Source organism: Rhizobacter sp. AJA081-3 (genome assembly GCF_017795745.1).
Classification (GTDB): domain Bacteria; phylum Pseudomonadota; class Gammaproteobacteria; order Burkholderiales; family Burkholderiaceae_C; genus Piscinibacter.
Genome location: NZ_CP059067.1, coordinates 3,326,968 through 3,346,942, shown reverse-complemented (window position 1 = coordinate 3,346,942; position 19,975 = coordinate 3,326,968). Strand labels below are relative to the sequence as shown.

The following is a 19,975-nucleotide window of genomic DNA, read 5'->3' as shown; positions in this document are numbered from 1 at the left end:
GTAACTTTCATTTGCTGGCCCAAATGAAAGTCACCAAAGCAAAGGGCCTGGAACACGATTTGGCTGCTGCACGTGGCAGCCAACCCGAGGCGGCTGTTGAGCATCCGGGTCGGTCGATCGACTGGTTCGGCTGGCACCAGCCTTCAACAGCCGAACCTTGTAGCCAGCGGCAGCAGCCAGATCGTATTCAGGCCCTCTTCTTTGGGTCCTTTCTTCTGGGCCAGCAGAAGAAAGGATCTCGCCGGCCGGGCGAGACCGGCGGGTTCTCCCGCAGGAGGCAATGAAGATGTTGGCAGACAACATCGTCCATTTCTCGCGCATCCTGCGCGACACCGGCATGGCCGTCGGCCCCGACCGCGTGCTCGCCGCCATCGCGGCAGTCGAAGCCGTTGGCCTCGAACGCAGAGAAGACATCCGCGCCGCACTCAGCGCCGTGATGCTCGAGCGCCACGAGCAGCAAACGGTGTTCGACGCCGCCTTCGACGCCTTCTTCCGCGACCCCAAGCTGCTCGAGCAGATGATGTATCTGTTGCTGCCCAAGATCCAGGGCCGCGGCGAGAAGCAATTGCCGCCGCGTGCGAACCGCCTGGCCGAAGCGCTCGCGCCGCCGACGCCGGAGCGAAAGCCCAACCCGGCCAACGAGACGGCGAAGGAAGAGATCCAGTTCGAGACCGAGTTCAGCTTCTCCGAGCGCGAGCGCCTGGCGCAGGCCGACTTCGAGAGCATGACCACGGCCGAGTACGAACTGGCCAAGAAGCTCGCCGAGCGCGCGCCGCTGCCGGTGCAGCCGGTGCGGCGCCGTCGCCACGAGGCCGGCACGCGCGGCACGCTGGACCTGCGCCGCACGCTGCAGGGCATGGCGCGCCAGCCGCACACGCTGGCACCGGCCTTCACCCACCCGCGCACCGAGCTGCCGCCGATCGTCGTGCTGCTCGACATCTCCGGCTCGATGGACCGCTACTCGCGCCTGTTCCTGCACTACGTGCACGGACTGACGCGCCGGCATCTGAAGGTGCATACCTTCACCTTCGGCACGCGGCTCACCAACATCACGCGCTGCCTGCGCCACCGCGACCCCGACGTCGCGCTGAAGATGGCCGACACGCAGGTGCACGACTGGAAGGGCGGCACGCGCATCGCGTCGAGCCTGGACGAGTTCAATCGCCGCTGGGCGCGCCGCGTGCTCGGCGCCAACGCCGCCGTGCTGCTGGTCACCGACGGCCTGGAACGCGACGAAGGCGGCCTGCTCGCCGGCGCGGCCGCACAATTGCACCGCATGGCGCACGAGGTCGTGTGGCTGAACCCGCTGCTGCGCTTCGACGGCTTCGAGCCGCGCGCCGAGGGCATCCGCACGCTGCTCGCCCATGTCGACCGTTTCCTGCCGGTGCACAACCTCGCCAGCCTGGCGGATCTCGCCGGCGCCTTGCAGCGCCCGGCCCTCCAACCCTCTTCATTGCTTCACTGACCCCATGGAACTCAAAGGCGAACGTCTCATCCCGGCCTCGGTCGACACCACCTGGGCCGCGCTCAACAACCCGGAGATCCTCAAGGCCTGCATCACCGGCTGCGAATCGCTGGAGCGCACCGGCGACGATGCCTTCCAGGCGATGGTCGCCGTGCGAGTCGGCCCCGTCAGCGCCAAGTTCAAGGGCAACCTGAAGATGACCGACGTGAAGGCGCCGAACAGCTACACGATCAACTTCGACGGGCAGGGCGGCGTGGCCGGTTTCGGCAAGGGCTCGGCCGACGTCTCGCTGGCCGCCGAAGGCAACAGCACCAAGCTGAGCTACGTGGCGCGCGCGCAGGTCGGCGGCAAGATGGCGCAGGTGGGCTCGCGCCTCATCGACGCCGCCGCCGGAAAGATCGCCGAGGACTTCTTCACCGCCTTCGAAGCCGCGCTCGCGCCGGCCGAAGGCGCGGTGGTGGCAGCCCCGGCACCCGCGCCGGCGGCGGCCGGCAGCAAGATGCTGTGGTGGATCGTGGGCGCCGTCGTCGTGCTGGCGGCGATCTGGTTCCTCAAGCGATAGGAGCTGGTCATGGACAGTCTGGACCTTCAGGTGCTGCAGCAGGCGCGCGACTGGCGCGCCGACGGCCAGCCGGTGTGGCTGGTCACCGTCATCGAGACCTGGGGGTCGGCCCCGCGCCCGCCCGGCGCGCTGCTGGCCATGCGCGGCGACGGCCTGGTGGTCGGCTCGGTCTCCGGCGGCTGCGTCGAGGATGACCTGATCGATCGCGTGCGCCAGGGCGAGCGCGTCGGCAAGCCCTCGCTGATCAACTACGGCGTGAGCAAGGAAGAGGCGGCGCGTTTCGGCCTTCCCTGCGGCGGCAACCTGCGCCTGGTGCAGGAACCGCTGACCGACACCGCCTGGGTCGACGAGGTGCTCACGCGTACCTCACGCCACGAGCTGGTGGCACGCAAACTCGACTTGAACACCGGCCTGGTAAGCATCGAGCCCGCCGCGCGCGGCGAGGCCTTCCAGTTCGACGGCACGCAACTGCGCGCGCTGTTCGGCCCGCGCTGGCGGTTGCTCATCATCGGCGCCGGCCAGCTCTCGCGCACCGTCGCGCAGATGGCGCTGGCGCTGGACTTCGAGGTGATCTGCTGCGATCCGCGCGAGGAGTACCACCTCACCTGGGACATCCCGAACACGATCTTCAGCAAGGCGATGCCCGACGACCTGGTGCTGGAGCTGCAGCTCGACCCGCACAGCGCGGTGATCGCCGTCACCCACGACCCCAAGCTCGACGACATGGTGCTGCTCGAGGCCCTGAAGTCGCCGGCCTTCTACGTCGGCGCGCTCGGTTCGCGCGGCAACACCGCCAAGCGCAAGGAGCGGCTCGCGCTGTTCGACCTGTCACCGGCCGAGATCGACCGCCTGCACGGCCCGATCGGGCTGGACCTGGGCAGCAAGACGCCGGCCGAGATCGCCGTGTCCATCGTCGCCGAGATCGTCGCGGTGAAGAACGGCGTGGCGCTGATGCAGAAGAAGGAAGGCTCGGCGCTGCCGGAGTCGTCGGGGGTGTGCGCGCGCTCCTGAGGCGACGGCCTCAACGCGCCAGGCCCAGCGCCTTGTGCGCCAACGCCACGAAGGCGGCGCGCTCCGCGCGTGACAGCGGCGCCAGGATCTCCGCCTGCAAGGCTTCCACCACCGGCCGGATGGCGGCCAGCAGTCGTTCGCCCTCGGGCGTGAGGTGCAGCAGGCGCGCCCGGCGATCCTGCGCGCTGACCACGCGCTGCACCAGGCCCTTGCTCTCCAGGCGGTCGATCACACCGCCGATCGTGGCACGGTCGAAGCTGATGGTCGTGGCCAGGCTGGCCTGGTCGATGCCGGGTTGCAGTGCGATCGCGTCGAGCGCGGCGAACTGCACCGAGGTCAGGTCGAAACCCGCGGCCTGCGTCTGCGCCTGAAAGACCTGCGTGGACTGCTGATGCAGCCGACGGATCAGGTGCCCGGCCATTTCGATCCTGTCCATCGCTGCCCCCGGCCGTCGCCGATCTCGCCCCGTCGCCAGGGTGATGCCTGTCTGCTTGACGATTTTAGTATGCATACATATTATATGAAAGCTTATCGCATCCAGCGCATGAGCGGCCCGAAGGAGACACCATGCAATTCCACCTCAACGGCTTCAAGCCCGGCGATCCAGATGTGCTGCCGGCCGCCGCGGGCCATCGCCGCGCGGGCGACCCCTTGCCGGACACGGTGGACGTGCTGATCGCAGGCTCGGGCCCGGCCGGCCTGTGCCTGGCCGCCCAGCTCGCACGCGTCCCGCAGATCCGCACCCTGCTCGCCGAGCCGAAGCTGGGGCCGATGGAGAAGGGCCAGGCCGACGGCATCAGCGTGCGCTCCATGGAGATGTTCCAGGCCTTCGGCTTCGGCGAGAAGGTCATGCGCGAGTCGGTGTGGATCAACGAGACCACCTTCTGGGCGCCTGGTGAGGATGCATCCCCGGCTCGCGTCGCCCGCGTGCAGGACGTGCCCGATGGCATCTCCGAGATGCCCCATGTGCTGATCAACCAGGCGCGGGTGCACGACATGTTCCTCGACATCATGCGCCACTCGCCCAGCCGGCTGGAGCCCGACTACGGCCTCAAGGTGCTCGACCTGAGCATCGACCCCGCCGCCGCCGAGTACCCCGTCACCGTCACGCTGGAGCACACCGCGCCGGGCCGCGAGGGGCAGACCGCGACGCTGCGCGCCAACTACGTCATCGGCTGCGACGGCGCCCGCTCGAACGTGCGCGCAGCCATCGGCGGGGCGCTGCACGGCGACGCGGCGCATCATGCCTGGGGCGTGATGGACGTGCTGGCCGTCACCGACTTCCCCGACTGGCGCATGAAGTCCTTCGTGCGCTCGCAAGACGAGGGCATCCTGATGGTGCTGCCGCGCGAGGGCGGGCACCTGGTGCGCCTGTACGTCGAGCTCGACCGCCTTGGCGAGAACGAGCGCGTCTCGGAGCGCGGCATGGGCGCGCAGGACATCATCGCCAAGGCGCAGCGCATCTTCCGGCCGTTCGAGCTGGACGTGAAGGAGGTGGTCTGGTGGTCGATCTACGAGATCGGCCATCGGCTGACCGACAAGTTCGACGACGTGCCGGCGGACCAGGTGGCCCACCGCGCGCCGCACGTGATGCTGGCCGGTGACGCCTGCCACACCCACAGCCCGAAGGCCGGGCAGGGCATGAACGTGTCGATGGGCGACACCTTCAACCTCGGCTGGAAGCTGATCTCGGTGCTGACCGGCCGCGCCGAGCCGGCCCTGCTGCACAGCTACTCGGGCGAACGGCGCGCCGCGGCGAAGGGCCTGGTGGAGTTCGACCACAAGTGGGCGCGCGTCGTCGGCGCCAAGGCCGAGCAGGATCTCGCGGACAGCGCCACCGACGGCCTGCCGCGCGTGGCGCGCGAGTTCGTCAACAACCTGCCTTTCACCTGCGGCCTGACCATCCAGTACGAACGCAGCGCGTTGACCGGCGCGCCCACGCACCAGCACCTGGCCACGGGATTCGACATCGGCAAGCGCTTCCATTCCGCCCCCGTCGTGCGGCTGGCCGACGCCAAGCCCATGCACCTGGGCCACTGCATCGAGGCCGGCGCACGCTTCCACCTGTTCCTCTTCGCCCCTGCGGGTGATGACGGCAGCCCGGGCGGCACGGTCGCCACGCTGTGCGACTGGCTCGAGCATGACCAGGCTTCGCCACTGCGCCGGCACACCGCACCCGGCGAAGATGTGGATGCCGTGATCGACACCCGGGCGGTGTTCCAGCAGGGCTTCCGCGCGCTCGACTACGGTGCCATGCCCACGCTGCTGCGTCCGCACGTGGGCCGCCACGGGCTGTGCGACTTCGAGAAGGTGTTCTGCGCCGACCTGAAGCGTGGCGAGGACATCTTCGCGATGCGTGGCATCGACCGGGCCGCCGGCTGCATGGTCGTCGTGCGCCCGGATCAGTACGTCGGCCACATCCTGCCGCTGCAGGCGCGCGACGAGCTGGCCGCGTACTTCGCCGCCATCCTGCGCGTGCGCGGCTGAGCGGCTGATCCGTTCTGGCGCAGCGTCTGCGGGTTCGCCCTGACTGGAGCGGGCGCTGCCGCGCGGCCACCATGCCGGCCATGCTGGACCGCCGTCATGCCCTGACACTGCTCGCGCTCTTGCCGTGGCGGGGCACTGCGCGCGCCGACGGCACCGGCGGTGACCCGTTTCGCTCGCTGCAGTGGCCCGACCTGAAGCGCGAGTTCTTCGGCAGCGCGCAGGTGGTGTTCGACGAGCGCGTGCAGGTGCGCGCCCCGGCCTTCGCCGAGGACCCGATGAACGTGCCGGTGAGCGTGGCGGCGCTGGGCCTGCCCGACATCGAGCGCATCGTCGTCTTCGTCGACCGCAACCCGATCCGCAAGGTGCTCGAGTACCAGCCGCTGGCCGCGCTGGCCAGCGTCGGCCTGCGTTTCAAGCTCGAGCAGGCGAGCCCGGTGCGCGCCGCTGCACGCACGAAGGATGGCGTGTGGCATGTCGGCGGCGCCTGGGTCGATTCGTCCGGCGGCGGCTGCACCGTGGCCGGAGCGACGCGCAAGGACGGCAGCTGGTCGCAGACGCTCGGCCAGGTCAGCGGCAAGCTGTTCCCGAGCAGCCCGATGCCCGAGGCCAACGGAGTTTCCGGCGCCTCGCGGCTGCGCGTGCGCGTCATGCACCCGATGGACACCGGCCTGGTCGGCGGCATCCCGGCCTTCTATGTCAACAAGCTCAGCGTGCGCGACGGGCAAGGCCGCGAGCTGCTGCGCCTGGCGACCTTCGAGCCGGTGAGCGAGAACCCGGTGTTCAGCTTCGATTTCCCCGGCCGCGTGGCCGGCGGTCTGCGCCTGGTGGGCACCGACAACAACGGCAACCGCATCGACAGCCGCATCGAATGAAGCGGCTCGTTGCCATCGCATTGCTGGCCGCAGGTTCAGCGTTCTCGCAGACCGCGTCGAAGGTCGACCTGGCGCGGCTGGACTACGGACTGGCGGCGCGGGCGCTGGCGCCGGGCGTGTGGGTGGTCGAGGGTGCCAACGCCGACTTCTCGCCGGCCAACGGCTGCAACATCATCAACACCGGCTTCATCGCCACCGGCGCCGGCGTGGTGGTGATCAACACCGGGCCGTCGAAGCGCTACGGCGAGCAGCTGCGCGCGCTGATCGAGCGCACCGTTCGCGAGCCGATCGTGCAGGTGATCCACCTCAACCTGCACCCCGACTACTTCCTCGGCAACCAGGCCTTCGCCGACGTGCCGCGCCTGGCCACCGACAGCACACGCGCCGGCATGGCGCGCGAGGCCAAGGCCTACGAAGACAACCTGTACCGCCTGTGCGGCGACTGGATGAAGGGCACCGAAGCCCTGCTGCCCACCGGCACCGCCATGCTCGGGCCGCTGCGCTTGGGCGGCCGCGAGATGGAGCTGCGCGAGTACCGCGGCCACACCGACAGCGACCTGGTGCTGATCGACAAGGCCAGCGGCGTGGTGTTCGCCGGCGGCCTGGTGTTTGCCCAGCGCATCCCGACCACGCCGCATGCGCAGGTCGGCGCCTGGCTCGGCAGCCTGGAGTCGTTCTCCGCGCTGCCGCTGAAGACGCTGGTGCCCAGCCACGGCCCGGTGCGCGCCGACGCCAGCGCGATCGGGCAGACGCAGCGCTACCTGCAATGGCTGGACCGCCGCTTCACGCAGGCAGCGGAGCAGGGCGTGGAGATGAACGAGCTGCTGCGCGCCGAGGTGCCGGCGGAGTTCCGCGGCTGGGCGGCCTTCGGCACCGAGTACACGCGCAACGTGGCCCACCTGTACCCGCGCTACGAGCAGGCGGTGCTCGGCGGCGGCAAGCCCGCAGTGAACAGGCCCTAAGCGATCTCGACGCCGTCGAAGGCGAGCGCGATCGTCTCGATCAAGAGCGCGCTGCCCATCGCATTCAGCGGCGAGTAGTGCAGCGACACCGGCCGCGCGTTGCGGAAGCGCCAGCGCATCGGCTCGCTGGCGAGGTCGTCGCCGAGCAGCGTGATGGTGACCGTGCGGCGCGCCGGCGCGCGACCGCTGCGTGCCTTGTCCCACCAGGCATGGAACTCCTCGCCTCCGGTGGCGGCGCGGCGCAGCAGCAGGGGCTCGGGGGCACGGGGCTCGAACGGATCGTCCGCAGCGCTCAGCGCCGGGAACACCACCTCCGAGCAGCCGACCTCGATGCGCCGTCCGTTGCCCTCGTCGATCTCGACGCGGAAGTTGCGGCCCGCGAGGGGCCGGCGCTCGCCCTCGTCCACGAGAGACTTCACTCCATCTCCAGCCGCTCGTACGCGAGCACCATCTCCTCGATGGCCACCTCGTTCGCCTTGGCGTTGAAGGGCCCGCTGGTGTGCTTGACGATGCGCGCGCGCAGCAGCTTCCAGGTCTGCACGACGGCCGTGTGGTCCTCGTTCATCAGCTGCACGGTCACCGTGCGCAGCGCGTTCTGGTCACCGTTGCGGATCTGGTCGAGCCACTGGTACAGGCGCAGCGAACCGATCACGCCGCGCTTGAACGTGACGTCGTTCACCTTGGTCAGGCCGGTGAGCTTGATCACCTGGTTCTCTCTGGAGTTGCCGTTGCGGTACTCGATCACCGCGGTCTCCATGCCGATGGCACCGACCTCCAGGAAGCCGGCGTCCGGCCCCTCGGTGTTGCCATCGCCGAGGTCGACGAGGAAGTTGAACGGGGGGTAGGGGCGGTCGCGCAGGATGGCCATGGCAGGGTTCCGTGTGTCGTCGAGACCGCTTCAGTGTGGCACTGCTCGGCCTGCAGCGGCAGTCCCTAGCTCTGTCACAGCGCGACGCGCCGGCACTGCTCAAGGATGTGACAGCGCGAGGGGAAACCCTGAAAAGACGAGGGAAATCCGGCCCCCATCGAGCTGGTTTTTCGGTGTCGTGAAGCACCACGGCGTTTGGCACGGGAGTTGCGCAAATGGGATCTGGAGAAGCAGTCGACAGCCTGCCCCCAACCCCTCTCAACCCTCGAGGAGACACGATGCGAATCAAGCAACTGACCGTTTGGGTCGCGCTGGCGCTGGGCACGATGAGTGCCCAGTCGGCGGTGACCGACAAGATGATCGACGACGATGCCAAGACACCCGGCGACGTCGTCTCCTGGGGCATCGGCACGCAGGGGCAGCGCTACTCGCCGCTCAAGCAGATCAACCCGTCGACCATCGGCAAGCTGGTGCCGGCGTGGTCGTTCTCCTTCGGTGGCGAAAAGCAGCGCGGTCAGGAGTCGCAGCCGCTGATCCACGACGGCGTGATGTACGTCACCGCCTCCTACTCGCGCATCTTCGCGCTCGACGCCAAGACCGGCGCCAAGCTGTGGAAGTACGAGCACCGCCTGCCCGAAGGCATCATGCCCTGCTGCGACGTGATCAACCGCGGCGCCGCGCTGTACGACAACCTGGTCATCTTCGCCACGCTCGACGCGCAGCTCGTCGCGCTCGACGCGAAGACCGGCGACGTGGTCTGGAAGGAGAAGATCGACGACTACGCCGCGGGCTACTCCGCCTCGGCCGCGCCGCTGATCGCCGGCGGCCTGCTGCTGACCGGCGTGTCCGGCGGCGAGTTCGGCATCGTCGGCCGCGTCGAGGCGCGCGACCCGAAGACCGGCCGGATGGTCTGGTCGCGCCCGACCGTCGAAGGCCACATGGGCTACACCTACGACAAGGACGGCAACAAGAAGGAGAACGGCGTCTCCGGCAACACCGGCAAGAGCTGGCCCGGCGACCTGTGGAAGACCGGCGGCGCGGCCACCTGGCTGGGCGGCACCTACAACGCCAAGACCGGCCTGGCCTATTTCGGCACCGGCAACCCGGCGCCGTGGAACAGCCACCTGCGCAAGGGCGACAACCTGTTCTCCTGCTCCACCGTGGCCATCGACATCAAGACCGGCCAGATCAAGTGGCACTACCAGAACACGCCCAACGACGGCTGGGACTTCGACGGCGTGAACGAGTTCATCACCTATGAAGACGGCGGCAAGGTGCTCGGCGGCAAGGCCGACCGCAACGGCTTCTTCTACGTCAACGACGCCGCCACCGGCCAGCTCGTCAACGCCTTCCCGTTCGTCAAGAAGGTGACCTGGGCGACCGGCATCGACCTGAAGACCGGCCGGCCGAACTACGTGCCCGAGAACCGCCCGGGCGACCCGACCGCGGGCGCCGATCCGAAGAAGGGCAACGTGGTGTTCGCCGCGCCGTCCTTCCTCGGCGGCAAGAACCAGATGCCGATGGCCTACTCGCCCGACACGAAGCTGTTCTACGTGCCGGCCAACGAGTGGGGCATGGAGATCTGGAACGAGCCCATCACCTACAAGAAGGGTGCGGCCTACCTCGGTGCCGGCTTCACCATCAAGACGCTGAACGACGGTGCCATCGGCGCGATGCGCGCGATCGACCCGAAGACCGGCAAGATCGTCTGGGAAGCGCCGAACAACGCGCCGCTGTGGGGGGGTGTGCTGACCACCGGCGGCAACCTCGTCTGGTGGGGCACGCCGGAAGGCTACCTCCAGGCTGCCGACGCGAAGACCGGCAAGATCGTCTGGAAGTTCCAGACCGGCTCGGGCGTCGTGGCACCCCCGGTGACCTGGGAAGACAAGGGCGAGCAGTACGTCGCCGTGGTCTCGGGCTGGGGTGGTGCGGTGCCGCTGTGGGGCGGCGACGTGGCCAAGAAGGTCAGCTTCCTCGAGCAGGGCGGCTCGGTGTGGGTGTTCAAGCTGATGAAGTGAACCCCCGGTCCCCGTGACTGAACGAGGCCGCCCCAGGGCGGCCTCGTTGCTTTGAGAAGCGTGAGCTTTTCTTGCTTCTGCTCAAGTCCGAAGCCTGGCTCTTGTTTAGCCTGATTACCATCAGGCTGTTGCCGTCCGGGCTGGCTGGTCGGCATCGATAACCAGGGTTTGAAGGCCCCCATGCCGCTGCTGACCGTGACCGTGGTCGAAGCCATCGCCATCGGCGTGCTCGCCCTGCTGTTCTGGACCGTCTGGCTGCGGGCGCGTGAACCCGGCACGCCCCTGCTCGGCGCCGGCTTCGCGCTGGCCGCCGTCTGGTACTTCCGCAGCGACAGCCTGCCGTACACCGGCCCGTTCATCGACGTGCCGGTGTTGCGTGCCTGGTCGATCGTGATCGGCTCGGCCGTGGTGCTGGTCACCGTCGGCGTCGCGCAGTACCTCGGATTCCCGCGCGGCAGGCTGCGCGCCTTCGTGGTCGCGCTGTGGCTGCCCTCAGCCGTTCTCATCGCGGCACTCGCCATGGGGCAGCCGGTGCGGCACGAGGTGTTCCACGTCGGCGTCCTGCTCTCCTACGTGGGCGTCGCCGTGCTCGCGCTGCGACGCGCCTTCGAGCGTCCGGGCCAGAATCATCTCGGCCTGGCGGTCGCGTTGCTGTTCATGGCGGCGCTGCCGTTCCTTCTGCAGGCTGTGGGTGTGCCATCGCAGCAGCTGAAGAACTTTGCCGGCATCGGGCTGGCCGCGTTCGGCATGATCGTGCTGACCATCAGCCTGCTGCGCCGCCAGCGCGAGCTGGGGCGTGAAGTCGCCTCTCGCACGGCTGCCGAGGCAAGATTGCGCGAGGTGAACGTGCTCCTCGAGTCCCGGGTCGTCGAGCGCACCCGCCATCTTCACGAACTGATCGCCGGCCTGGAGGCCGTCAACCGTGGCGTGTCGCACGACTTGCGCGGGCCACTCGGCGGGATGTCGCAGCTGGCGCGGCTGGCGGCGGACGCGCTGGGCCGGGGTGACCCGTCGATGGCCCATCGTGCCTTGCCCGCCATTGCCGAGCAGTGCGATGCATCGGTGCGCATGGTCTGCTCGATGCTCGACCTGGCGCGGCTGGGTGAGGCCACACCGCGTCGCGAGCCGGTACAACTCGAACACATCGTTCGCTCCGCCTTCGAGGAGGTGATGCTGTCCAGATCCGGCGCACAGCGGCCCACGCTGCGCTGCGGCGAACTGCCGACCGTGGAGGCGGATCCCGACCTGTTGCGCACGGTGTTCGTGAATCTTCTGGGCAATGCGGCCAAGTTCTCGAGCAAGACGCAGGTGCCACGGGTCGAGGTCGTGGTCGACGTGGAAGGCGACGACGTGCAGGTGTGCGTGCGCGACAACGGCGTCGGCTTCTCGGCCGATGCGGCAGAGCATCTGTTCGAGCCCTTCTATCGCGCTCACGGCACGGCCTTCGACGGCCATGGACTGGGCCTGAGCATCGTGCGCCGCGCCATCGAGGCCATGGGAGGCCGCGTCTGGGCAGCAGTGGCACCCGAAGGCGGGGCGCAGTTCTGCTTCCGCCTGACCGGCGCCGCACCGTCGGCGACACCCGCGCGCATGGCGGCCCACGCGGCCTGAGCCCACCAGCGGGAAGTCTTCCCTGGCCTGGCGCGCCGCGCCGCGCCAGACTGCAGCGGTGCAATGCGGGCCCTCCCGGGGCCCACGCACGATTCGCATCGTCGGCTTCGAGCTGATTTCAACCGCTGTCCGCAGGTCGCGGGCAGCGGTTCTTCTTCGGCTCTGTGCGGAAGCCAGGCCTGGCGCAGCGGATGTCGTGCGCCGTTCATGGCAGGATGGCGCATGACCCTGTGCATGAACTTTCGATTGCTGGCCTCGTTGAGCCTGCTCGCCGCGGCCCAGCTGTCCTGGAGCGCCGACCGCCCCTACATCGTCACCAACAGCGGCGCTGCCGAAGACGACGAGGAGCAGGTCTGGTCGGTGGAGAACTGGTACCGCCAGGCCGGAGCGCAGCGCTCGCTGACCGTGGCACCCGAGTACGCCTTCGACCCGGTGAATTCTCTGCAGGTCGAGTTCCGCCGCGTGGTTGATCGAGACATCGGCAACGGCCACGAGATCGAGGTCGAGTACAAGCACCTGTTCAACCGCATCTCGCGCGACGGCTGGGGCTGGGGCGTGGTCGCCACGCTCGACATGGAGCGCGCGCAGGGCGGCCCCTGGCAGCGCGCCGGCGTGTCGCTCAGCCTGCCGCTCACGATGCAGTTCAACGAAGGCGCCAGCGTCGTGCATGTCAACGCCGGCGTGGCCAAGCCGCGCGAGGAGCGTCGCGTGTGGACCGGCGTGCTCGCCGCCGAGCACGAGATCCGGAACCGCACCTGGCTGTTCGGCGAATGGGCGAGCGATCGCGAAGGCCGGCTCGTGCACGCCGGCGTGCGCCACTGGATCAAGCGCGAGCGCCTGGCCGTCGATCTTGCGTGGCAGCGCGTGCGCAGCGTTGAACTGCGCGGCAGCGGCGTGGTGCTGGGCATCGCCTGGTACGACCTGTAGTGCGGCGATGACTGCCGAGCACGTCCCGATGGACCTGCCGCGTCGCGTGATGCGGCGCGCGATGGCGGTGGCCGTGCTGACGCTGCTGGGGGCGCTGGCGCTCGGCCTGGCGCGCACCGATGCCGACATCGACGGCGAGGTGCAGGCCGCCATCTCGCTGGCCGCCGCGATGTCGCGCCTGACGCAGGCGAGCTCGCTCAGCGATGCGGAGCTCATCGCCGTGCTGCAGGCGCACGAGGGCGAGACGCCGCTGCGCCACCTGTCGCTCGCCCTGCGCGACGGTGCGGGCCGCCTGCTGCTCGGCCGCCTGCAGGGGCCCGAGAGCTCGCCGCTGGTGGAGGCGCTCACCGACCTGCATCGCCGCTGGCGACCCGGCACCGAAGTGCAGCCGGTGACCTGGCCCCTGCCGCGCCCCGGCCGCGAGCCCTGGACGCTGACGCTCGCCGCGCAGCGCGACAGCGAGCGTCGCGAGGCCGTTGCCTACCTGGGCAGCTTGCTGGGCGTGCTGTTGCTGGGCATGGCGCTGATGCTGGCGGTGATGTCCTGGAACGTGCGCGCGGCCTTTCGGCCGCTGCAGGGCTTGTTGGCGGCGATTGGGCGCATCCAGGCCGGCGACACCGCGGCGGCGCGCTCGATTCCGGCCATGCCGATCGGCGAACTGGAACAGATCGCCGCCGCGCTGCGTTCGCTCGGCGAGGCCCTCGATGCCGCCGAGGCCGAACGGCGGCTGCTCGGCCACAAGGTGCAGTCGCTGCAGGAGGAGGAGCGCATGCGCCTGGCGCGCGAACTGCACGACGAGTTCGGTCAACGGCTGACTGCCATCCGCATCGATGCGAGCTGGCTCGCACAGCGCCTGAAGGATCTGCCCGACGTGCAGCCGGTGGTGCAGGGCATGTCCGAGCAGTGTGCCGCTGTGCAGAGCGACGTGCGCACCTTGCTCGCGCGGCTGCAACCGCTCGGCGGTGCGGCCGACGGCGAAGGCGACACGAGCATGGCCACGCTGGCCGAACTGCTGCAGGGCCTGGCCGAAGGCTGGCGCAAGAGCGCCAGCGGCGCGCTGCGCGTGGCGCTCGAGATCGACGCCGACCCCGCGCGTGCGCTGCCGCGCGACCTGGCACTCGCGCTGTACCGAATCAGCCAGGAGGCGCTCACCAACGTGGCCCGCCACGCGCAGGCGGGCGAGGTCACCGTGGCGCTGCGCTGGCCCCGGGGACGCGACACCGTCGACTGGTCGGTGGCCGACGACGGTGTCGGCCTCGCCGATGCCGCCTCCGCGCTGCGCCGCGGCAACGGCCTGGCCGGCATCAAGGAGCGCGTCTGGGCCTTCGGCGGCGACCTGCAGCTGAAGGCGTTGCGACCCGGCCACGAACGGCCGGGCCTCGTGCTCGCGGCGACGCTGCGCGTTTCGGCTGCCTAGAGCCGCACCGGTTCGATCGGCGCGAGCCGGCCGAGCTCCGCATCGGTCCAGAGGCGAAAGTGCGCCACGAAGTGCCGGCCCGAGCCGTCTTCCAGCCCGAAGCTGCCGGTGTCGCCCGGCGCGACGTCCAGCGTCATGGCCAGCCCGGCCAGGTACTCGCACTGCGATTCGCTGGCGTACACCGGCACGCCGTCGGCCGCCCCGTCGAGGCGGCCGAGCAGGCGGTCGCCCGTGGAGAGCGCGAGCTCCGCGGTGCCGAAGCACATCGGCGCGCTGCCCGCGCAGCAGCCATGCGACTGGTAGAACAGGATCTCGCCGTGCCGCACGCGCAACTCCGCGACGAGCGCGCGCGCCGCCTCGGTGGTCTGCACACGCGGCAGGGGCTCCATGCCGAGGCTCAGAAGAAGCCGAGCTTGTTCGGCGAGTAGCTCACCAGCAGGTTCTTCGTCTGCTGGTAGTGGTCGAGCATGGCCTTGTGCGTCTCGCGGCCGATGCCCGATTCCTTGTAGCCACCGAAGGCCGCGTGCGCCGGGTAGGCGTGGTAGCAGTTGGTCCACACGCGGCCGGCCTGGATGCCGCGGCCCATGCGGAAGGCACGGCTGCCGTCGCGTGTCCACACGCCGGCGCCCAGGCCATAGGGCGTGTCGTTGGCGATGGCCAGCGCCTCGGCCTCGGTCTTGAAGGTGGTCACCGCCAGCACCGGCCCGAAGATCTCCTCGCGGAAGATGCGCATCGAGTTGTTGCCCTTGAACAGGGTCGGCTGGATGTAGTAGCCGCCGGCCAGATCGCCGCTCATCTGCGCACGCTCGCCGCCGATCAGCAACTGCGCGCCTTCCTGCTTGCCCACCTCGAGGTAGGACAGGATCTTGTCCATCTGCATGGCCGACGCCTGCGCGCCCATCATCGTCTCGGTGTCCAGCGGGCTGCCCTGCTTGATCGCGCGCACGCGGTCCAGCGCACGCGCCATGAACTTGTCGTAGATCGATTCCTGGATCAGCGCGCGGCTCGGGCAGGTGCACACTTCGCCCTGGTTGAAGGCGAACAGCACCAGGCCCTCGATGGCCTTGTCGAGGAAGGCGTCGTCTTCTGCGGCGACGTCGTCGAAGAACACGTTCGGGCTCTTGCCGCCGAGCTCCAGCGTGGCCGGGATCAGGTTGGTGGCCGCGGCCTGCGCGATCACGCGGCCGGTGGCGGTGGAGCCGGTGAAGGCGATCTTGGCGATGCGCTTGCTCTGCGCCAGCGGCATGCCGGCCTCGCGGCCGAAGCCGTTGACGACGTTGAGCACCCCCGGCGGCAGCAGGTCGGCGATCAGCTCGGTCAGCACGAGGATGCTCACCGGCGTGCTCTCGGCCGGCTTGAGCACCACGCAGTTGCCCGCGCCCAGCGCCGGCGCGAGCTTCCAGGCCGCCATCAGGATCGGGAAGTTCCACGGGATGATCTGGCCGACCACGCCCAGTGGCTCGTGGAAGTGGTAGGCGATGGTGTTGTGATCGATCTCGCTGAGCGCGCCTTCCTGCGCGCGCAGGCAGCCGGCGAAGTAGCGGAAGTGGTCGGCCGCCAGCGGGATGTCGGCGTTCAGCGTCTCGCGGATCGGCTTGCCGTTGTCCACCGTCTCGGCGTAGGCCAGGCGCTCGAGGTTCTGCTCGATGCGGTCGGCGATCTTCAGCAGGATGTTGGCGCGCTCGCCGGCCGAGGTGGCCGCCCATTTCGCGGTGGCGGCGTGTGCGGCGTCCAGCGCCAGTTCGATGTCTTCCGCGCCCGAGCGCGCGGCCTTGGTGTAGACCTTGCCGCTGATCGGCGTGATGACGTCGAAGTACTGGCCCTTCAGCGGCTTGACGAACTTGCCGCCAATGAAGTTGTCGTAGGCGGCCTTGAATTCGAGCGGTGCGCCCGGGCTGTTCGGTTGTGCGTAGATCATGTCGTGTCTCCGTCCGGATGGTGGGTGGGATGTTTCGAGCCGTGAACCGCGCAATCCGGATGCCGCGCGGAATCGGGTGGGCCGCATCGCACGCGGCGTGCCAGCGCGGTTCGAGCGGGGAAGAGCTGATCTCGCGCAAGAACCGGGTCAGGCCGGCCCGCCAGACTGTGCCCACGCCGTGTCGTGCTGAACAGCTGTCACGAAGCGGGACAGTCGAGGCCCGCAAAGCTGCTGAATCGCTTGCGCCGCCGGCGCCCGACGCTAGGCTCGATCCTTGCGTGGAAGTCACGCCAGGGCTCGCCAGAAGCCCGACCAGGAGACACGATGAACCACCATGCCCTTGCCACCCGCACCCCTGCCGCACGCCTGCGCGAAGCACGCCGCCAGCTGCTCGAGCACGGCGAGCTCGGCAGCGGCCTGATCGAGCCCGGCTTGCAGCGCAGCTGGCACCGCAGCCGGGAGTTCGGCCTGGCCCCCACCGGACGCATGCTCGGCGCGCCGCACGCCTCGGCGCCGCAACTCGTGCGCGCGCTGGAGCACCAGCGCGAACTGGTCTCGCATGCACGGCCGGTGATGGAATACCTGTTCGATCAGACGCGCGACAACGACAGCATGGTCATCCTCGCCGACGCGCAGGGCATGCTGCTGCAGGCGCTGGGCGACGCGAGCTTCGTCGACCGCGCGCAGCGCGTTGCGCTGCGGCCGGGTGCGAGCTGGCACGAACAATGGCGAGGCACCAACGCCATCGGCACCGCGCTGGCCGACGCCTCGCCGGTGGTGGTGCACGCGAGCGAACACTACCTCGAGCGCAACGGCTTCCTGACCTGCACCGCTGCGCCGATCATCGACCCCTGCGGCCGCGTGCTGGGCGTGCTCGACATCTCTGGCGATCACCGCGGCTACCACCGCCACACGCTCGCGCTGGTGCGCTCGGCGGCGCGCATGATCGAGCACCGCCTGTTCGACACCCGCCATGGCGGCAGCCTGCGCCTGCGCCTGCACGCGCAGCCCGAGGGCATCGGCACGGTCACCGAAGGCCTGCTCGCGCTGTCCGAGGATGGCTGGATCACCGGGGCCGACGCCTCGGCCCTGGCCATGCTCGGGCTGGACTGCGCCGACATCGGCGCGCGCACCATCGAACACGCGCTGCAACTCGACATGGCCACGCTGTGGGCCTGGGCGCGGCTGAGCGGCCAGGCGCCGCACACCGTGCGCCGCCTCGATGGCAGCGTGCTGTGGCTGCGCGCCGAGGCCGGCCGCGCGGTGCTGGCGACGCAGCCGGTGCGTGCCGCCGTGCGTGTCGCGGCAGAGCCCGGTGGCGCTCCGAGAGCCGATGCCCTCGCCGCGCTGGACAGCGGCGACCCGGCCATGCACGCCGCGGTGGACCGCGCGCGGCGCGTGCTCGACAAGCCGATCTCGCTGCTGCTGCACGGCGAGTCGGGTGCTGGCAAGGAGGTGTTCGCGCGCGCCGTGCACGCCTGCAGCGCACGCCGCGACGGGCCCTTCGTGGCGGTCAACTGCGCGGCCTTGCCCGAAACGCTGATCGAAGCCGAGTTGTTCGGCTACCGCCCCGGCGCCTTCACCGGTGCCAGCCGCGACGGCGCGCCGGGCCGCATCCGCGAATCGCACGGCGGCACGCTGCTCCTCGACGAGATCGGCGACATGCCGATGCCGCTGCAGGCGCGGCTGCTGCGCGTGCTGCAGGACCGGCAGGTCACGCCGCTGGGCGGCGGCAAGCCGGTGGCGGTGGACTTCCGCCTCGTCTGCGCGACGCACCGCACGCTGCGCGCCGAGATGGATGCCGGGCGCTTTCGCGAAGACCTCTACTACCGCCTCAACGGCCTGACGCTCGAGATGCCGCCCTTGCGCGATCGCCAGGACAAGCTCGCGCTGATCGCGCGGCTGCTGCACGAGATCCTGCCCGGCCGCGAGCTGCAACTCGCCCCCGACGTGGTGCAGGCGGTGTCGGCCTACCGCTGGCCGGGCAACCTGCGCCAGCTGCACAACGCGCTGCAGACGGCCTGCGCGCTGCTCGACGACAGCGACGCCGAGATCGGCTGGCCGCACCTGCCCGACGACCTGGCGGCCGACCTGCGCGCCACGGCCGCGCCGCGCGCCGTGATCGACGAGCTGGCCGACCTGCGCCTGCAGTCGGAGCGCACCGTGCGGCAGATCGTGCAGACCTGCGCGGGCAACCTGTCGGAGGCGGCGCGGCGCCTGGGCATCAGCCGCAATACCTTGTACCGCAAGCTGGACGAGATGGGCCTGCGCTGAGTTCTGCAGGCCTGCGTCGGCCGCGCATCAGGCCGTCGTCATGGTCTCGGCGAGCCAGCGTTCGAGGGCCTGCGGCTGCGCCGGCATCACCGTCGCGCCACCGGTGAACTGCTGCCAGGCCTGCACGTGCCGCGACGACACCACCGTGAGCACGGGCACGTCGCGCGACATCAGTTCGAGCAGCTCGTCGCAGAAACCGCCGCCGCCCACTTCGAGGCCGCCGAAGCGGTTGCTGACGACCAGGTCCGGCTGCTCGTCGGCGGCTCGGCGCAGCACGGTGCTGGCGCGTGCGAAGCCCTGCGGGTCGGCACGGCAGGCCTGCGAATCGGCGCCCAGGGCTTGCGAGACGAGGTACTCCTCGGCGGTCTGCACGTCGACCAGCACCATCGCGGTGGCGCAGTTCTTCGCCCCGACCGGATTCGTCATCAGCAGGCCGCGCACGCGTCGCCCGGCGCGTTGCTGCTGGTTCACGATCGATACCAGCAGTGCTTCGGCGTCGCCGCTGCCGTCGTCGAGGATCGCCGCGGCCCGCAGGCTCGGGGAGGTGTCATCGTTCATGTTCACTGCTCTTGGGGCGAAAGCCCAGGCAGCCATTCTGCACGCGGCAGCTTGCGCCGGGCAGATGCCTAGAACACCAGTGTGCGCCAGCGCAGGTCGGCGGCACGGGCCATGAACTGCACCGCCCCGCCGCGGCCATGGCACTCGGGGATCAGCGTGGCGGCATCGATGCCATTCGCCTCGAGGGCGTCGCTGCAGGCGAGCAGGCGCGCGCCGTGGGCGGCCGCCTCGCGCATCGCGTCGAGCACGGTCTTGCCGTGGCGCTCGCTGGCGCGCAGCGACGCGGCCACGCCGGGCATCAGCAGGCGCACGCTGCGCGCGGTGAAGTAGATCTCCACCGGCAAGTCCATCGCCGCCGCGGCGGCGGCATGGAAGAAGGGCGTGGCCAGGCGGTGCGGTGCGTCCGGGTCGGCGGCCCAGAGCAGGATCGCGATGCCCTCGGCCGGGTGTTCGACGAAGCTCATGTTTCGTCCATCCGGCTTAGCCAGGCATGGTGCGCCATCGCTGCTGCCACCGGCTCACCGTGCAGCAGAACGGCGCGATCGGCCTCGAAGTCGAAGAGCTGCACGCGGGCCAGCCAGCCCTCGCCGTAGGGGTCGCGATGCACGAGCTCTGGCGTCGCGGCCAAGGCCTCGTTGACGCTGACCACCGTGCCGCGCACCGGCGACTTCACCGAAACGATGGACTTGGCCAGCTCCACCACCGCGATCGAGTGGCCCTGCTCGACCAGCGAGCCCGGCCACTTCGGCCGGCACATGTAGATCTCGCCAGCCTGCGCGATGCCCAGCGCGGTGATGCCGACCGTCGCCGTGCCGTCGCCCGCGAGCCGCGCCCAGACCTGGTGTTCGACCAGGTAGTGCAGCTCGTCCGGAAACTCGAGTCCCGCAACGTTCATGATGTCAGGCGCAGCAGCCGAATGAATGGCCGACGGCGGAGGGGAACGGGAGTCGAACCCGCCCGGCAGCGCATGGCGCCACCCACCGGGTTTGAAGCCCGGCCGATCCACCAGGATCGTTTCCCCTCCG

Annotated in this window: 20 protein-coding genes and 1 tRNA gene; 12 read left to right on the top strand and 9 right to left on the bottom strand. The window is 69.8% G+C overall.

Going from position 1 to position 19,975, the window contains the following annotated elements:
• Window positions 1-23: 23 nt before the first annotated feature.
• Genes HZ992_RS16125 through HZ992_RS16110 form a run of 4 tightly spaced genes read left to right on the top strand, consistent with a single transcriptional unit; the run spans window position 24 to window position 3,038 of the window.
• Entirely contained in the window at window positions 24-284 is a 261-nt protein-coding gene (locus tag HZ992_RS16125) for a hypothetical protein (protein WP_209382853.1), read from the top strand.
• Window positions 281-1,465 carry a vWA domain-containing protein gene (locus HZ992_RS16120; RefSeq protein ID WP_209382852.1) on the top strand — a complete coding sequence of 395 codons (1,185 nt, stop codon included), beginning with the start codon at window positions 281-283 and terminating at the stop codon, window positions 1,463-1,465. Before HZ992_RS16125 ends, HZ992_RS16120 begins: the two co-directional genes overlap by 4 nt.
• 4 nt (window positions 1,466-1,469) lie before the next feature.
• On the top strand, window positions 1,470-2,027 hold the full coding sequence (locus HZ992_RS16115; RefSeq protein ID WP_209382851.1) for an SRPBCC family protein: 558 nt from the start codon (window positions 1,470-1,472) through the stop codon (window positions 2,025-2,027).
• Between the two features lie 9 nt (window positions 2,028-2,036).
• The gene (locus HZ992_RS16110) at window positions 2,037-3,038 is read left to right on the top strand and encodes an XdhC family protein (protein WP_209382850.1); all 1,002 of its coding nucleotides are present in this window, start codon (window positions 2,037-2,039) and stop codon (window positions 3,036-3,038) included.
• A 10-nt stretch (window positions 3,039-3,048) separates the two neighbouring features.
• Here the strand turns inward: HZ992_RS16110 and HZ992_RS16105 are convergent, their stop codons facing one another.
• Window positions 3,049-3,474, bottom strand: coding sequence for a MarR family winged helix-turn-helix transcriptional regulator (locus HZ992_RS16105; RefSeq protein WP_209382849.1), 426 nt, complete (start codon window positions 3,472-3,474; stop codon window positions 3,049-3,051).
• Between the two features lie 131 nt (window positions 3,475-3,605).
• On the opposite strand from HZ992_RS16105, the gene HZ992_RS16100 reads away from it, so the two are divergent.
• The 3 genes from HZ992_RS16100 (at window position 3,606) to HZ992_RS16090 (ending at window position 7,359) form a co-directional block, all read left to right on the top strand.
• Window positions 3,606-5,525, top strand: a complete 1,920-nt coding sequence (locus tag HZ992_RS16100; RefSeq protein WP_209382848.1) for an FAD-dependent monooxygenase — start codon at window positions 3,606-3,608, stop codon at window positions 5,523-5,525.
• A gap of 80 nt (window positions 5,526-5,605) precedes the next feature.
• Window positions 5,606-6,397: a quinoprotein dehydrogenase-associated SoxYZ-like carrier gene (locus tag HZ992_RS16095; RefSeq protein ID WP_209382847.1), complete on the top strand. Its 792-nt coding sequence runs from the start codon at window positions 5,606-5,608 to the stop codon at window positions 6,395-6,397.
• Complete coding sequence (locus HZ992_RS16090) at window positions 6,394-7,359, top strand: quinoprotein relay system zinc metallohydrolase 1 (RefSeq protein WP_209382846.1); 966 nt, start codon at window positions 6,394-6,396, stop codon at window positions 7,357-7,359. Before HZ992_RS16095 ends, HZ992_RS16090 begins: the two co-directional genes overlap by 4 nt.
• On the opposite strand, the gene HZ992_RS16085 is transcribed toward HZ992_RS16090, so the two are convergent.
• Window positions 7,356-7,778, bottom strand: a complete 423-nt coding sequence (locus tag HZ992_RS16085) for a phage tail protein (RefSeq protein WP_209382845.1) — start codon at window positions 7,776-7,778, stop codon at window positions 7,356-7,358. The two genes, HZ992_RS16090 and HZ992_RS16085, sit on opposite strands and share 4 nt — an antisense overlap.
• Window positions 7,775-8,227, bottom strand: a complete 453-nt coding sequence (locus HZ992_RS16080; protein ID WP_209382844.1) for a phage tail protein — start codon at window positions 8,225-8,227, stop codon at window positions 7,775-7,777. The genes HZ992_RS16085 and HZ992_RS16080 overlap by 4 nt, the downstream gene beginning before the upstream one ends.
• 278 nt (window positions 8,228-8,505) lie before the next feature.
• Between HZ992_RS16080 and HZ992_RS16075 the strand changes: the two genes are divergently transcribed.
• The 4 genes from HZ992_RS16075 to HZ992_RS16060 all read left to right on the top strand — a co-directional run bounded on the left by HZ992_RS16075 (window position 8,506) and on the right by HZ992_RS16060 (window position 14,200).
• The gene (locus tag HZ992_RS16075) at window positions 8,506-10,245 is read left to right on the top strand and encodes a PQQ-dependent methanol/ethanol family dehydrogenase (RefSeq protein ID WP_209382843.1); all 1,740 of its coding nucleotides are present in this window, start codon (window positions 8,506-8,508) and stop codon (window positions 10,243-10,245) included.
• A 180-nt stretch (window positions 10,246-10,425) separates the two neighbouring features.
• Window positions 10,426-11,856, top strand: a complete 1,431-nt coding sequence (locus HZ992_RS16070; protein ID WP_209382842.1) for a sensor histidine kinase — start codon at window positions 10,426-10,428, stop codon at window positions 11,854-11,856.
• Window positions 11,857-12,078: 222 nt separating this feature from the next.
• The gene (locus HZ992_RS16065) at window positions 12,079-12,783 is read left to right on the top strand and encodes a hypothetical protein (protein WP_209382841.1); all 705 of its coding nucleotides are present in this window, start codon (window positions 12,079-12,081) and stop codon (window positions 12,781-12,783) included.
• 28 nt (window positions 12,784-12,811) lie between these two features.
• Entirely contained in the window at window positions 12,812-14,200 is a 1,389-nt protein-coding gene (locus HZ992_RS16060; RefSeq protein WP_209382840.1) for a sensor histidine kinase, read from the top strand.
• Here the strand turns inward: HZ992_RS16060 and HZ992_RS16055 are convergent.
• Window positions 14,197-14,589: a DUF779 domain-containing protein gene (locus tag HZ992_RS16055; RefSeq protein WP_209382839.1), complete on the bottom strand. Its 393-nt coding sequence runs from the start codon at window positions 14,587-14,589 to the stop codon at window positions 14,197-14,199. The genes HZ992_RS16060 and HZ992_RS16055 overlap by 4 nt on opposite strands.
• A gap of 8 nt (window positions 14,590-14,597) precedes the next feature.
• Window positions 14,598-16,118 carry an acetaldehyde dehydrogenase ExaC gene (locus HZ992_RS16050; protein WP_209382838.1) on the bottom strand — a complete coding sequence of 507 codons (1,521 nt, stop codon included), beginning with the start codon at window positions 16,116-16,118 and terminating at the stop codon, window positions 14,598-14,600.
• Window positions 16,119-16,442: 324 nt separating this feature from the next.
• Between HZ992_RS16050 and HZ992_RS16045 the strand changes: the two genes are divergently transcribed.
• The gene (locus tag HZ992_RS16045) at window positions 16,443-18,392 is read left to right on the top strand and encodes a sigma-54-dependent Fis family transcriptional regulator (protein WP_209382837.1); all 1,950 of its coding nucleotides are present in this window, start codon (window positions 16,443-16,445) and stop codon (window positions 18,390-18,392) included.
• 27 nt (window positions 18,393-18,419) lie between these two features.
• On the opposite strand, the gene HZ992_RS16040 is transcribed toward HZ992_RS16045, so the two are convergent.
• From HZ992_RS16040 to HZ992_RS16025, 4 genes are all read right to left on the bottom strand, one after another.
• Window positions 18,420-18,950, bottom strand: a complete 531-nt coding sequence (locus HZ992_RS16040) for a DUF2478 domain-containing protein (RefSeq protein WP_209382836.1) — start codon at window positions 18,948-18,950, stop codon at window positions 18,420-18,422.
• Between the two features lie 68 nt (window positions 18,951-19,018).
• Window positions 19,019-19,414, bottom strand: coding sequence for a DsrE family protein (locus tag HZ992_RS16035; RefSeq protein WP_209382835.1), 396 nt, complete (start codon window positions 19,412-19,414; stop codon window positions 19,019-19,021).
• Window positions 19,411-19,845, bottom strand: coding sequence for a glycine cleavage system protein H (locus HZ992_RS16030; protein ID WP_209382834.1), 435 nt, complete (start codon window positions 19,843-19,845; stop codon window positions 19,411-19,413). The genes HZ992_RS16035 and HZ992_RS16030 overlap by 4 nt, the downstream gene beginning before the upstream one ends.
• Before the next feature lie 36 nt (window positions 19,846-19,881).
• A tRNA-Sec gene (locus tag HZ992_RS16025) sits at window positions 19,882-19,974 on the bottom strand.
• Window position 19,975 lies beyond the last annotated feature (1 nt).

Bases quoted from the DNA above. Each gene is read 5' to 3' on its own strand.
- HZ992_RS16055 (WP_209382839.1), bottom strand. From the start codon at position 14,589: ATGGAGCCCCTGCCGCGTGTGCAGACCACCGAGGCGGCGCGCGCGCTC.
- HZ992_RS16040 (WP_209382836.1), bottom strand. From the start codon at position 18,950: ATGAACGATGACACCTCCCCGAGCCTGCGGGCCGCGGCGATCCTCGAC.
- HZ992_RS16080 (WP_209382844.1), bottom strand. From the start codon at position 8,227: ATGGCCATCCTGCGCGACCGCCCCTACCCCCCGTTCAACTTCCTCGTC.
- HZ992_RS16060 (WP_209382840.1), top strand. From the start codon at position 12,812: ATGGACCTGCCGCGTCGCGTGATGCGGCGCGCGATGGCGGTGGCCGTG.
- HZ992_RS16120 (WP_209382852.1), top strand. From the start codon at position 281: ATGAAGATGTTGGCAGACAACATCGTCCATTTCTCGCGCATCCTGCGC.
- HZ992_RS16065 (WP_209382841.1), top strand. From the start codon at position 12,079: ATGACCCTGTGCATGAACTTTCGATTGCTGGCCTCGTTGAGCCTGCTC.
- HZ992_RS16095 (WP_209382847.1), top strand. From the start codon at position 5,606: ATGCTGGACCGCCGTCATGCCCTGACACTGCTCGCGCTCTTGCCGTGG.
- HZ992_RS16090 (WP_209382846.1), top strand. From the start codon at position 6,394: ATGAAGCGGCTCGTTGCCATCGCATTGCTGGCCGCAGGTTCAGCGTTC.
- HZ992_RS16075 (WP_209382843.1), top strand. From the start codon at position 8,506: ATGCGAATCAAGCAACTGACCGTTTGGGTCGCGCTGGCGCTGGGCACG.
- HZ992_RS16035 (WP_209382835.1), bottom strand. From the start codon at position 19,414: ATGAGCTTCGTCGAACACCCGGCCGAGGGCATCGCGATCCTGCTCTGG.
- HZ992_RS16110 (WP_209382850.1), top strand. From the start codon at position 2,037: ATGGACAGTCTGGACCTTCAGGTGCTGCAGCAGGCGCGCGACTGGCGC.
- HZ992_RS16115 (WP_209382851.1), top strand. From the start codon at position 1,470: ATGGAACTCAAAGGCGAACGTCTCATCCCGGCCTCGGTCGACACCACC.
- HZ992_RS16125 (WP_209382853.1), top strand. From the start codon at position 24: ATGAAAGTCACCAAAGCAAAGGGCCTGGAACACGATTTGGCTGCTGCA.
- HZ992_RS16045 (WP_209382837.1), top strand. From the start codon at position 16,443: ATGAACCACCATGCCCTTGCCACCCGCACCCCTGCCGCACGCCTGCGC.
- HZ992_RS16070 (WP_209382842.1), top strand. From the start codon at position 10,426: ATGCCGCTGCTGACCGTGACCGTGGTCGAAGCCATCGCCATCGGCGTG.
- HZ992_RS16050 (WP_209382838.1), bottom strand. From the start codon at position 16,118: ATGATCTACGCACAACCGAACAGCCCGGGCGCACCGCTCGAATTCAAG.
- HZ992_RS16100 (WP_209382848.1), top strand. From the start codon at position 3,606: ATGCAATTCCACCTCAACGGCTTCAAGCCCGGCGATCCAGATGTGCTG.
- HZ992_RS16105 (WP_209382849.1), bottom strand. From the start codon at position 3,474: ATGGACAGGATCGAAATGGCCGGGCACCTGATCCGTCGGCTGCATCAG.
- HZ992_RS16030 (WP_209382834.1), bottom strand. From the start codon at position 19,845: ATGAACGTTGCGGGACTCGAGTTTCCGGACGAGCTGCACTACCTGGTC.